This is a genomic window from Streptomyces sp. NPDC001530, assembly GCF_042894545.1.
GTDB lineage: Bacteria > Actinomycetota > Actinomycetes > Streptomycetales > Streptomycetaceae > Streptomyces.
This window is the reverse complement of record NZ_JBIAVS010000003.1, coordinates 416888-429752: the sequence shown is the minus strand read 5'-3', so window position 1 is coordinate 429752 and position 12865 is coordinate 416888. Positions and strand designations below refer to the sequence as shown.

Annotated in this window: 7 protein-coding genes; all 7 read right to left on the bottom strand. The window is 67.3% G+C overall.

Annotated features, from left to right (window positions below; all coding sequences use genetic code 11):
• Positions 1-20 precede the first annotated feature (20 nt).
• The 7 genes from ACFY0T_RS07500 to ACFY0T_RS07470 all read right to left on the bottom strand — a co-directional run bounded on the left by ACFY0T_RS07500 (position 21) and on the right by ACFY0T_RS07470 (position 12859).
• Positions 21-2483, bottom strand: a complete 2463-nt coding sequence (locus ACFY0T_RS07500; RefSeq protein WP_388865504.1) for a PQQ-dependent sugar dehydrogenase — start codon at positions 2481-2483, stop codon at positions 21-23.
• A 35-nt stretch (positions 2484-2518) separates the two neighbouring features.
• The gene (locus ACFY0T_RS07495; RefSeq protein ID WP_388865502.1) at positions 2519-4561 is read right to left on the bottom strand and encodes a glycosyl hydrolase family 8; all 2043 of its coding nucleotides are present in this window, start codon (positions 4559-4561) and stop codon (positions 2519-2521) included.
• Positions 4562-4572: 11 nt separating this feature from the next.
• A complete protein-coding gene (locus ACFY0T_RS07490; protein WP_388865500.1) occupies positions 4573-5958 on the bottom strand; it encodes a carbohydrate-binding protein in 1386 nt (461 codons plus the stop codon).
• Between the two features lie 228 nt (positions 5959-6186).
• A complete protein-coding gene (locus ACFY0T_RS07485; protein WP_388865498.1) occupies positions 6187-7875 on the bottom strand; it encodes a carbohydrate-binding protein in 1689 nt (562 codons plus the stop codon).
• A 50-nt stretch (positions 7876-7925) separates the two neighbouring features.
• Complete coding sequence (locus tag ACFY0T_RS07480; protein ID WP_388865496.1) at positions 7926-10109, bottom strand: discoidin domain-containing protein; 2184 nt, start codon at positions 10107-10109, stop codon at positions 7926-7928.
• Positions 10106-12043 (bottom strand): glycosyl hydrolase family 28 protein, encoded by a 1938-nt coding sequence (locus ACFY0T_RS07475; RefSeq protein ID WP_388865494.1) that lies wholly within the window; start codon positions 12041-12043, stop codon positions 10106-10108. The genes ACFY0T_RS07480 and ACFY0T_RS07475 overlap by 4 nt, the downstream gene beginning before the upstream one ends.
• 12 nt (positions 12044-12055) lie before the next feature.
• Positions 12056-12859: a Tat pathway signal sequence domain protein gene (locus tag ACFY0T_RS07470; protein WP_388865492.1), complete on the bottom strand. Its 804-nt coding sequence runs from the start codon at positions 12857-12859 to the stop codon at positions 12056-12058.
• Positions 12860-12865: the final 6 nt, after the last annotated feature.

The window sequence follows — 12865 nt, the reverse complement described above, 5'->3', positions numbered from 1 at the left end:
CATGATCGACCGAACAGGTCCTAGCTGATACTCACGCGGAAGATCTTGTCCGAGCCGTCCGCCGCACCTCCGTTGTTGTCGCAGTTGGTGGTGGAGAGCCAGAGTTGGTCCGCGCCGGGCACCTTGGTGACGGTGCGCAGGCGGCCGTACGTGCCGACGTAGTACGCGGTCGCCGAGCCGACGCTCTCCGTGTCACCGCTGATCGGGATGCGCCACAGGCGTTCGCCGCGCAGCGCCGCCATGTAGATGACGTTGCGGACGATCGCGATGCCGCTGGGCGAGGCCTCGGAGACGGCCCACGTCTTCTTGGGGTTGGTCATGCCGGAGACGGAGCAGCTGCCCTCGCAGGTCGGCCAGCCGTAGTTGTTACCCGGCTTGATGAGGTTCAGCTCGTCGTAGGAGCTGTTGCCGAACTCGGCCTCCCACAGGCGCCCGTTGCGGTCGAAGGCGAGGCCCTGCGGGTTGCGGTGGCCGTAGCTGTAGACGTAGTTGCCGAACGGGTTGCCGGGTGCCGGCTGGCCCGAGGTCGTCAGGCGCAGGATTTTGCCGTTGAGGGACGTCTTGTCCTGGGCGAGTGACGAGGTCTGGGCGTCGCCGGTCGAGGCGTACAGGTAGCCGTCGGGGCCGAAGGCGAGCCGGCCGCCGTTGTGGTACCGGTTCTTCTTGATGCCCTGGAGCAGGGTCGTGTAGCCGCTCAGGGAGCTGCCGTTGTACGTCATGCGTACGATGCGATTGCCCTCGGAGGCGGTGTGCATGAAGTACACGTAGTGGTTGGTGTCCCAGTTCGGGTCGACCGCGACACCGAGCAGACCGCCCTCGCCGTCCGTCGTGACGACATTGGGCACGCTCCCCACCTGTGTCTTCGTGCCGTCCTTGGCCAGCTTGAACACCTTGAAGCTGTCGCGTTCGGTGACCAGGGCGCTCAGCCCGTCGGGCATCCAGTAGGTGCCCCAGGGGATCGTCCAGCCGCTGGAGACGGTGGAGATCGACGACGGAACACCGCCGTCGGTGGAGCAGCTCTGCGTGGTGAAGCTGACTGTGTTGCTCTGCGCGGACATATTGCCGGCCGCGTCGCGCGCCACCACGTTCAGCGAGTACGGGCTGTTGCAGGCGAGCCCGGTGACGGTGGTCGAGGTCGCGGGCGGGGTGCCCGTGACGGTCTTGTAGACGGTGGTTCCGCTGCGGATGTCGTACGCGACGACGGCCTTGTTGTCCGTCGAGGCGCCCCAGTCCAGGCTGACGCTGTTGGCGGTGACGTTGGACGAGGAGAGCGTGCCGGGCGTCGTCGGGGCGGTGGTGTCGGAGCTCGGCAGCGTGGTGCAATCCACGGCGGGGCTGGCGAGCGAGGCGTTGCCCGCGGCGTCGCGGGCGATGACGGTGAGGTTGTAGGTGGTGTTCGGGGTCAGTCCGGTGAGGTTCTTGGACGTGACGTCGCCCGCCGTCTCACCGATCTTGTTGCCGTGCTCGTAGAGGTCGTACGCGACGACGCCGACGTTGTCGGTCGAGGCGCTCCAGCTCAGTGTGAGCGCGTCCTCGCCGATGTTCGAGCAGCTCGGCTGGCCGGGCCGGGTCGGTGCCTGGGTGTCGGCGGCGGTACCCACACGCAGCCGGTCGAGGTTGGGGCCACCGTTGGCAGTGGTGGCCGTGGCGCGGATCTTATTGCTGCCTGCCGTGAGATCGGCGTTGAGTGACTTGGTGGCCCAGGTGTCCCAGTCGGTGGTGGCCGGGAAGGACACGTTCGCGGCGACCACCGTGCCGTTCACGGAGATGTCCATCGGCCGGTCGACGGTCGTGCCGTTGGCGTACCGGAAGGCGAGCGAGGCGCCGCCCGCCGAGACCGCGCTGACCGTGAACTCCACGTACGAATCCGTGACGTTGGTGTAGTCGACGAAGCCCGTGCCCGTGTAGTTCAGATGGTTCGTCGCCACCGTGCCCTGGGAGATCGTGGCGTCCTCGGCCTGGTAGTCGGTCGTGGCGGCAGAGACCTCGAAGTCGGCGTAGTCGGTGTTGGCGAGGCCGCCCGCGCTGGTCGCGGTCAGCCGGATCTTGTTGCTGCCCGCGTTGACGGGGACGGTCAGGGACGAGGTCGTCCAGGCGTCCCAGGTGGTTGTGGACGGAAAGGAGTAGCCGGCCTTGACGACGGTGCCGTTGACGGCGATGTCGGCGGGGCGGTCGCTGGTCGTGCCGTTGGCGAAGCGTACGCCGAGCGTGGCGCTGCCCGCGGAGGCGGCGTTCACAGTGAACTCGAGGTAACTCCCCACCGCATTGGGCGTGTTGACGAATCCTGTCCCGGAGTACCCGGCGTAGTTGCTGTCGACGGTGGAGCCCGAGGTGTAGGCCGCGCTCTCCGCCTCGTACCGGGTGGGGGCCGCCGAGGCGGTCTGCGGGACCGTCTGGACGAGTCCGGCACACAGCAGCACGACGGCGCCGACCACGAGACGTCTGAACCAGACTCTGCGGAGAGCCTTGCTACGGATACGCATGTGAACCTCCTTCATGTACGTCGCGTGCGGTGACATCAGGGGACCCAGTAGTTGCCGGACGCCACGATCATCGACTGGAGCTGGACGCTGCCGCCGTAGTAGAGCGTGGAGCTGATGGGTGTGGCGACGAGCTTGTTCCACAGGGAGTCGAGCCAGGCCTGTGAGCCGGAGTCGGTCATCGCGGTCACGATGAACGGCGCGGTGAACGCCATGTCGTGCCCGCTGTCGTAGGCGGAACCGCTGAGGTGGTAGCCGGTGACGATGTTGTCGGGGTTGCCACCGGTCTTCGACTTGATCCAGGAGTTGAGCTTGCGGGCCGAGGCGAGCGAGGCGGAGTCGCCGCTGGTGACGGCGTCGGCGCCGATGCGCCAAGGGTCACGGCAGGCGTTCCAGCTGTAGTCGCCGTCGTTGGGGCCTTCGAGGACCTGTCCGCCCGCGGGCTTCGGGGTGGTGTTGGTGTTGACGATGAAGTCCGCCAACAGGCCTGTGCTCGGCGCGTAGTTGGCCTGCTGGCTGGTGATCAGGTTCTGATGGGCGCTGCGGATCGTGTCCCACGCGGCGTCGCCGGTGGCCCGCCTGAAGGCCCGGAAGTGGTCGATCATCCAGTCCGAGGAGCGCGTGATGTAGTAGTACTGATCGCCCGACGTGGACCAGTCGCCGAGCTTCATGAGGTGGGTGCTCGAGTTGACCTCGCTGGCCTTGATGGCGTTGATGTGCTTCACGGCCAGGCTCTTGTAGTCGTACGTTCCCGCGCTCCCCCACTGCTTGTCGGCGAGCAGCAGCCCGTACGCCACGTCGAGGTCACCGTCGGTCGCCGAGTCCGAGCCGTCGACACTGGTGCAGGAGGAGTCCTGCTCGGCGGCGAGCAGGTTGGAGTTGTGCACCGAGGGATGCGCCAGCATGTACTTGACCAAGCCGTCGAAGATCTTCTTGGCGTCCGGGTCGGCGCCCGCCATCAGGGCACTGACGACCATGCCGTAGCCCTGCGCCTCGGCGACGTAGGGGTGGTCGGCGTCCGGCGAGATCACCTCGTACCAGCCGTTGCCGCAGTTCTGCTTGACGAAGGCGGACTTCCAGGCGTTGTACTTGCTGACGACGGCCTGGTCAAGGGTCGACTGCGCGCCCGTGGGCTTCAACATGCCTGCCACATACGGGAATTGATGACTCCCGAAGGGAACGGCAGGACCGCCTCCGCCGCCCGAGGGGCTGCCGAGGGTGAGCTTGTCGAGGTTGGGGCCGCCGTTGGCGGTGGTCGCGGTCGCCCGGATGCTGTTGGTGCCCGCGTTCAGCGAGGCGTTGACGGTCTTGGTGACCCAGGTGTCCCAGTCGGCGGTGGCCGGGAACGACACGTTCGAGGCGACCACCGTGCCGTTGACGGAGATGTCCATCGGGCGGTCGGTCGTGCTGCCGTTGGCGTACCGGAACTGCAGCCCGGCCTGCCCGGCAGCCGCCGCGTCCACCGTGAACTCCACATTCGAACCAGCCACGTTGGTGTAGTCCACGAAGCCACTGCCCGTGTAGTTCAGATGGTTCGTCGCCACCGCGCCCTGCGAGATCGTGGCGTCCTCGGCCTGATAGTCGGCCGCCGCCGCGGTGACATCGAAGTCGACGTAGTCCAGGTTCGGATCACCCGCGGCGGTCGTCGCCGTCAGACGGATGGTGTTGGCGCCCGCATTCACCGGCGCTGTCACCGTCCTGGTCGCCCAGGTGTCCCAGTCCGCCGTCGGCGGGAACGACACATTCGACGCGACGACCGTGCCGTTGACGGAGACGTCCATGGGCCGGTCGGCGATGGACCCGTTCGCGTACCGGACGGCTGTCGAGCCCGTACCCGCGGACGCGGCGTTCACGGTGAACTCCACATACACACCAGCGGCGTTGGTGGTGTCCGCGAACCCGGTACCGGAGTAGTTCAGATGGTTCGTGGCCACCGTCCCCGACGAGATGGTGGCGTTCTCCGCCTCGTACCGCGTTGCGACCGCCTGGGCCACACCACTGCCCGCCCAACCGAGCAGGGGCAGTGCGAGGGCCAGGGAGGTGCACCAGGACAGGATGGTTCTGCGACGCGTTCTGTTCACGGCTGTTCTCCTCAACCCGCGTACTGGACGAAGACCTTGAGGTAGTCGTACGGCTGCTGTGATACACCGCTGCAGGAGTCCCCGTCAGAGCCGGAGCCGCAGGCCCGGTCGCGGTTCACGGACCAGTAGGTGAGGCGCGCGATGTGGTGCTGCTGCGCGTAGGCGAGCATCGTCTGGAAGTCGGAGACACGGACCAGCTCGCCCGCGTCGTCGGTCTTGCCGTTCATCGAGGAGAGCCCGATGTGCGCGTAGGTGGTCGCGTCGCTGTAGCCGTAGGCGGCCTTGACCTTGCCCTTGAGCCCTTCCATGGCCTGGGTCGTCAGCGTGCCCATGTTGCTGGTGCCGCCGCCGAAGTCGAACGGCATGATGCACCAGATGTCGTTCGCCAGACCGGAGTTGGCACCACGGTTGATCATGTCGACGCCGGTGGAGTCCGGGCCGTTGGTGGTCGTACCGAAGGTGATGATGGTCTTGAGGCCCGCGTTGTTCGCCTTGACGATCTTCAGTGCGTCGATCACCCGCTGACGGACCGTCGCGCTGGACCACTCGGTGTTCTCGATGTCGATGTCGATGACCTTCAGGCCATAGGCGTTGATGACCTTCTGGTATGCACCGGCGAGGGCTGAGGCGCTGGTGCATTTCTCGCCGAGCTTGTTACCGCTCCACCCGCCGAAGGAGACGATCACGTCACCGCCGGCCGACCGGATGGAGTTGATCTTCGCCTGGTCGTCACCGCCGGTCAGCGGGCGCGAGCCGTCCCATGCGGGATTGCAGGACCCGTCGGAGAGGATGAAGGCCAGCGTGAACCACTTGACGCCGGTCGCCGACATCACGGAGGTGGGGCTCTGCGGGTTGCCCCAGCCGAAGTACTCGTAGGGCGCGACCGCCATCCCCGGGGTGCCGCCGCCCGAGGGGCTGCCGAGGGTGAGCTTGTCGAGGTTGGGGCCGCCGTTGGCGGTGGTCGCGGTCGCCCGGATGGTGTTGGTGCCCGCGTTCAGCGAGGCGTTGACGGTCTTGGTGACCCAGGTGTCCCAGTTCGCGGTGGCCGGGAACGACACGTTCGAGGCGACCACCGTGCCGTTGACGGAGATGTCCATCAGCCGGTCCGTGGTCGAACCGTTGGCATACCGGAACTGTAGCCCGGCCTGCCCGGCAGCCGCCGCGTCCACCGTGAACTGCACATACGAACCAGCGACGTTGGTGTAGTCGACGAAGCCCGTGCCCGTGTAGTTCAGATGGTTCGTCGCCACCGTGCCCTGCGAGATCGTGGCCTCCTCGGCCTGGTAGTCGGTCGCGGCATGGGCGACTTGCGTGGGAACGAGCAACAAGGACAACAGCAGCCCGAAGAGCGCGGCCAGGGCTACGCGTAGTCGGCGTTGGGGTGCGGCAGGGTGCACGTGGATCGTCCTCCCGGGGCGGAATGAGGCACTGAAAGGGTGTTAGGAAACATTCCTAACCATCACTGCATAGCAGCGTCGGAACGTCGGATTGTCAATGGCATCGGGAGAGTTCACCGTGCACATAAAGCGCAGGCATTTCCTGTTTTCGGGCAGCCCTCAAGGGGCGACGGGAATGGCCCGCCACCCCGTGAGGTCCCCCGGGAAATGACCCTTTTGCGCCTCCTCTCAGCCCCGGTCGAGATAATCGAGATTCGGCGCGCCGCCGGCCGTGGTGGCGGTCACCCGAATCGTGTTGGCCCCAGCGTTCAGCGGCACGGTGACGGTCGAGTCGGCCCAGGTGTCCCAGCTGCCGGTGCCGTTGAAGGCACGGTTGGCGGAGACGACGGCGCCGTTGACGCTGACGTCCATCGGGCGGCCCGTGGTCGTGCCGTTGGCGTACCGGATGGTCAGGGCGGCGGTGCGGGCGGTGGCGGAGTCGACGATCCACTCGACGTACGCGCCGGCCAAGTTGGCGGTGTTCACAAAGCCGGTTCCGGTGTACGCGATGTGGTTGGTGTCGACGGTGGAGCCCGCCGAGGTGCCCGCGTTCTCCGCCTGGTACCGGACGGTCTTCGCGCCGAGCGGGGTGACCCTGATGAGCCGTGTCTCCCCCGGACGCAGCGTCGCGCTGTAGGTGTCCGTGACCGTGCCCTTGTGGAAGCCCGACCACAGGTCCGTCACATCGCCCGAGCCCGTGAACCCGACCTGCGACCAGTTCACGCTCACCGTGGAGTCGCCCGACGTACCCGTGTTGAAGAGCCCCACCACGTAGTCACCGCTGTCCTCGCGCTTGCTCCAGACCTGGTTGACACCGCTGGAGACGATGCGCTTGGCGGCGTATCCGTCCTGGTCGACGCCGATGAGACGGTCGTTGGTGAGCATCGCCGTGTCGACCGGGTCGAGGTGCGTCAGGTCGGTGCCGAGCAGCAGCGGGGCGCCCGCCATCGCCCAGAGGGTGAAGTGGGAGCGGCGCTGGTCGGAGGTGAGGCCGGCCTGGTCGCCGTTGCCGATCTCCAGCGAGTCCAGGTCGTTCCAGCCGCCAGGACTCGCGTACTGCTGCCAGTTGGCCGCCGAGGTGAAGCGGGCCGAGACGTGCGACCAGTCGGTGAGCGGATAGCCGCTGCCGTTCGAACCGGAGCCGCAGTAGCACTCGACGTCGCCCTGGGTGCGCCAGCTGTTGGCCAGTGAGCGCCAGGTGGGCGCGTCGGCGATCGCGAGGTTGTTGGACAGGGCGTAGTTGATCTGCCGGCCCGTGGCCCGCAGCGCGGTGTCCCAGGCCCGTACGTCGGGGACGTCCGCGCTTCCGACCCCGTCGATCTTGAGGTAGTCGACTCCCCAGGAGGCGAACTGCCGCGCCCAGGAATCCACAAATTCCTGCGCGCCTGGCTTGCCGTAGTCGATGTAGTACATGTTCTTGCAGTTGTAGTTCTTCTCCAGGGCCGCGGTGTTCGCGATGTCCGCCGCGTGGTACGCCGTGCCCTCGATCGGCGTGTTCTTCAGTACGGCGTTCTTGGCGATGCCCGGAGTGACGTAGAAGCCGAATTTGAGTCCTTTGGCGTGGATGTAGTCGGCGAGCGCCTTGATGCCCGACGGGAATTTCGCCGAGTCGACACTCCAGCGGCCGTAGGAGTCGACGACGAATCCGTTGGCGTCGCACTTCTGCCAGAAGTCGTCGAGATTGACGTACACGAAGCCGTGGTTCACGAGGCCGCTGCTGACCATCGCGTCGGCCTGCGCCTTGATCTTGTCCTCGGTGGGCCAGCGCCGCACGAAGCTCCAGCTGCTCCACCCCATCGCGGGCCGCACGGACTGGCCGTTGCCCGAGGCGGCGGCGGGCGGGGCGGCCATCAGGGGCATCGCCGCGGCGATCAGCATGCCCACCAGGGTTAAGAGGAGTCCTCTCCTGAATCGCCGGAACCGGCGGCTCATGGCTCCCTCACCTCCAGATAGTCGAGATTGGGCGCCCCGTTCGCGGTGGTCGCGGTGGCGTGGACGGTGTGGGTGCCGGCCGTGAGCGGGACGCCGACCGTGACATCGGCCCACCTGTCCCAACTGCCGGTCGGCGGGAAGGACTTGGCGGCGGCGACCACGGTGCCGTCGACGGAGATGTCCATCGGCCGGTCGGACGTCGTGCCGTTGGAGTAGCGGAGCGTCAGATCGGCCGTGCCGCTGCCGGTGGCACTGACGCCGAACGACACATACGCGCCCACCTCGTTGGCGGTGTTCACGAACCCCGTGCCGGAGTACCCGGTGTGGTCGGAGTCCACGGTGCTGCCCGCCGAGTAGGTGGCGTTCTCCGCCTCGTAGCGCACGGGCGGCGCCGCGGTGCTCGGGGTCGCGTACGACGTACCGATCCACGCCTCGTCGATCCGCAGCCGCTTGTAGCGGGTGGTGTCGGTGGAGGCGGCCCAGGTTGAGTCCACTTCGAGGCGTACGTAGCGGGCGTTGACGGCGGTGAGGTCGATGCCCTGGATGCCGCGGCGGCTCGTCAGTTGCCCCGTCTTGACGGCACTTCCCCAGCTGGAGCCGTCGTTGCTGACGTACACCTTGTAGTCCTTGATGCGGGCGGACTGCTCGGTGTCGGAGCGCGCGTAGGCGACGGAGTCCTCACGCTGGTTGAGGCCGATGTACTGCGCCTTCTTGGCCGTGCCGAGGTCGAAGGTGAGGTCGACCGGCAGCGTCTTGTTGCTGTCCCAGTACGTCAGACAACTGCCGTCCGCCGCGGCCGCGGCCCCGTGACCGCTCGCCGACGCGCTCGCGCTCATCGTGTAGGAGGAAGCGGGCAGGATGCCCTCGCGGCCAGCCGTCGTCACCTTGAAGACGGTGTCGTACGGGTCCCAGCCGCTGAGCCCGTTCAGTGTGAGGACGCCGCCCGACTGGGTCCAGGAGACGGCCGCCCCGGTGCGCAGGTTGGTGACGGACGCGACGCGGTAGCCGTTGTCGCGGATGCGCAGGGTGCTGGTGGTCGGCGGCGTCAGGACGTGGACGTAGTGCCGGTCGGGGTCGGTCTTGCTGATCGTCGTCACGCCGTGCGCGCCGTCGTTCCAGAAGCCGGGCTTGAGGCCGCCGTACATGTAGCCGCCGCCCTCGACTCCGTGCAGCGACTCCCAGATGGGGTTCAGATAAGTGGCCGCGAAGTTGTTGAAGGACTCCTGGTTGGACGGGAATCTGCCGTTGACCATCGCCGTCTCGGCCATCAGCGCCTTCACCGACGAGCCCGCGTTGGTGACGAGCCGGCCGAGGGTGAGGGCCCGGTCGACGCTCGGATTCGTGCCGTCGTACCACCACGCGCCACTGGAGGGCAGCTTGAAGTCGGCCTCGGTCAGGCGGGGTTGGGCGGTGTAGACGGCCTGCGGATAGTCGTAGGCCGGTGTCATTCCCGTCTTCTGCTCATTGCTGATCATGTCCATGATCGGCGTGTCTTCGTTGTTGTTGCTGAGCGTGTAGCTCGGCCGCTTCTGCTGGATCTGCGCGTAGAGGTTGTGGCTCTCCCAGTACGCGTTGTCGTTGTCGATCCAGAAGCCACCGAGGTCCGGGTAGCGGTCCATGACCTCGAAGAAGAGGTCGTACGAGTACTCGCCGAAACCGTCGCGGGTGGTCAGGTCGACCGAGTGGCCCTTGTAGGCGGAGTAGGCGGCCGAGTCCAGCCACTCGTGACCGCCTTCGGCGTGCCACTGCGGGTCGTCGGTCATGTAGAGGATGACCTTGAGGCCCTTCGCCTTGGCCGCGGTGACCAGCTCTCCGAGGAAGTCGCGCTTGGTGGCGCAGCTGCCGGGGATCGCCGAGGGCCAGGGGCGGGCGTACCCGAGGCGGCTGTGGAAGGTGGCGAGGACCAGGTACTGGGTGTGCAGCTTGAGGGCTTCGTTCACCCAGTAGTCCGCGCTCCAGCCGCCGTTGGTGACGTCGGACTCCCAGCCGCTGCAGCTGGTGTGCTGCGGGGCGGTCCGCTCACCCCAGTGCAGGAAGAGTCCGCCGGTCGAGGCGCGCAGGAAGTCCTGGCGCGGGTTCTGCAGGTCCGCTCGTGCCGGGGAGGGCAGCAGCAGCGCTCCGAGGAGGAGCGCCACCACGGCCGTCGCCAGACGAGCGCTCACACGTCTGAGAGTGTTCATGCCTGGACGTCCAGGTAGTCGAGGTTGGGGCAGCCGACCGCCGTGATCGCCGTCGCCCGGAGGGTGTTGGCGCCCGCGGTGAGCGGGACGGCGAGGGAGACCGTGCGCCAGGTCGTCCAGTCGGCGGTGGGCGGGAAGGAGACGCCGGAGGCGACGACCTGCCCGTTCACCGTGATGTCCATGGGCCGGTCGGAGGTGGTGCCGTTCGCGTACGCGAGGGCGACGGTCTTCGTGCCGGCCGCCGCCGCGTCCACCGCCCACTCCACATAAGCGCCGGTGGTGTTGTCCGTGTTGACGAAGCCGGTGCCGGAGTAGCCCGCGTGGTCGCTGTCGACGGTGCTGCCCGCCGAGTACGTGGCGTTCTCCGCCTCGTACCGGGTGGGGGCTGTGCCGCAGTCCTGGCCGGAGCTCGACGTCGAGATCCGCAGGGAGCCGCCGGACGTGTTGTGGCTGTCGGCGACGCAGTATCCGCTCACGGTCTGAAAGCCCATGTCGTACGGGCTCGCGCTGCCGCGCTGGGCGGTGAACCGGGTGAACTTCACCGAGCTGCCGCTGTTGGCGATGACCGCGGGCCGCCCGTCGTCGGCGGCGAACCGCACCGAACTGTCGGTGAAGCTGACGTTGTCGGCGTTGTGCAGGTACCAGCCGTAGGCGGGGCGGGTGCCGATGCTGTTGGGGTTGTAGTTGGTGGGGTCGTTCGTCGGGACGGCGGTGGACATGGTGCCGTTGCCGCCGGGGACGGTGATGTTGACGTTGGTGAAGGTGACGCCGCTGATGTGGTTCGGGCTCGACTCGCCCCACAGGGTCGGGCTGAAGGAGGGGCTGGAGCCGGTGGCCGTGATGTTGTCGTAGGTGATGTCGCTGATCGAGCCGACGCCCGGGTTGTTGCCGCAGCGTTTACGGGTTCCGATCTTCTGCATGATCGGCGAGTGGACGTTCGTCATGGTGATGTCGCGGTAGTGGACGTCGGAGATCTTGGCGCCGTCCATGGAGACCATGCCGAGCCCGGACTTGTTGGAGCCCTCGATCCTGATGCGCTCGAACTGGTAGTCCGTGAAGTCGCCGCACGTCTCGGAGCCGAACATCAGGGCGTTGCAGCACACCGCGGAGAGAAACGAGTCGCTGACCCGGCCGTGGCCGTTGGGCAGCTTGGCGCCCAGCGCGTAGTCGCTCTTGAAGACCAGCGCGTCGTCGTTGGCCTTGATGTTCGCGTTCGTCACCGTGACGTTGGTGGTGCTGATGATGTTCCAGCCGTCGCGGTCGCTCGCCGTGTCGATGTTCAGATGGTCCGAGGTGACGTTCGTACAGCCGTTGATGAGGGCCGCGAAATGGCCGCCACGGCGCAGGGTCAGACCGTCGCCGATCCGCAGGCCGTTGCACCGGGTCAGGGAGATGATCTTGTCGGCCTCACCGGAGGACGGGTTGCCGGTGATCAGGTTGCCCTGGCCGTCGATGACGCCGCCGCCCACGAAGCCGATGTTGGTCAGCCGGTCGCCGTAGATCATCGCGTTGTGGAAGTGGCTGTGCCCGTAGTCCTGGTACTGGTCGTACGGGTTGGACTCGGGCGGGTCGTACGTGTCCGCGCTGGAGCCCTGGATCGCGGCGCCCGTGTCGACCTGGAGCGTCACGTTGCTCTTCATGTGGATCGTGTTCTTCGACTTGTAGGTGCCGGGTGAGGGGAACCGCACGGTTCCGCCGCCCGCACCGTTCGCGGCGTCGACGGCCTTCTGGATGGCGGGCGTGTCATTGGTGGAGCCGTCGCCCTTCGCGCCGTAGTCGCGCACGTTGTAGACGGCGGCCGCGGCGGCGGGTGCCTGGGTGCCGGCGGCGGTGGGTGCCTGGGCGCGGGCGACGGCCGGGGGCTGGGAGAGGCCCAGCACGACAAGGAAGCCCAACAGGGCAAGGGCGACGGATCTGCGGGTCGGATGTCTCATGTCGGCCTCGTCTCAGACCAGTTGGTAGCCGCGGAAGTTGGTGAGGAGCAGATGGCAGTCCTGCAGCGAACCCGACGTGTCGCCGAGGGAGCGGTAGATACCCCACTTGGGCCGCACGCGGTCGTCGAGGAAGGTGTCCACACCGGACTTCGACTTGTCGATCACGGTCGTGCCGCCGCTCTTGAGGATCCAGCGCACGGAACCCGACGTGCCGTCGCCGACCTTGATCTGGAAGTCGACGTCCGTCCAGTTGTCGTGCAGCGGGTCCAGACTGGTGCGGCCGATCAGGGTGTCGGAGAGGGCGAGTCTCAACTCGATGGTCTGGGCGCCGTTCACCCGCCGCAGCGATTGCACGACGATCGGCGAAGTGCCGGTCCCCGGCTGCTTCATCTGCATGATGTGGGTGAAGGTCGTGGTCGCCTTCAGCGAGCTCGGAATGTACATCGAGTACGTCACCCGCCAGGTCTGGCCCGGCAGCCACTTCAGATAGCCGGCGCTGCTGGTGCGCAGCCCGGTGACCTCCTGGCGCTGCCGGTCGGTGCTGGTGTCGCGGTCCACCCTGTGCATGGTGAACCGCCAGTTGTTCCCCTCCGGGTAGATGTGCGGTTGCCCGGCGGGGTGCGAGTCGGCACGGTCGTCCTCGATCGTCTCGAAGGCACCGAGCCCGTCGCCGCTCGCGGACGGGGACCATTTCAGCTGCCAGCTCGCCGCGGCGGCGGTGCCCGGGATCCCTGCGGCGAGCGCGGCGCCGCCGAGTGCGGCGCCGATCACCTTCCGGCGGGACGGCCCGTCGTACGGCGCGGGGGATGAGCTCATCTTCTG

Coding starts and splice junctions, on each gene's coding strand:
- ACFY0T_RS07500 (WP_388865504.1), bottom strand. CDS start 2,483: ATGCGTATCCGTAGCAAGGCTCTCCGCAGAGTCTGGTTCAGACGTCTC.
- ACFY0T_RS07475 (WP_388865494.1), bottom strand. CDS start 12,043: ATGAGACATCCGACCCGCAGATCCGTCGCCCTTGCCCTGTTGGGCTTC.
- ACFY0T_RS07470 (WP_388865492.1), bottom strand. CDS start 12,859: ATGAGCTCATCCCCCGCGCCGTACGACGGGCCGTCCCGCCGGAAGGTG.
- ACFY0T_RS07480 (WP_388865496.1), bottom strand. CDS start 10,109: ATGAACACTCTCAGACGTGTGAGCGCTCGTCTGGCGACGGCCGTGGTG.
- ACFY0T_RS07485 (WP_388865498.1), bottom strand. CDS start 7,875: ATGCTGATCGCCGCGGCGATGCCCCTGATGGCCGCCCCGCCCGCCGCC.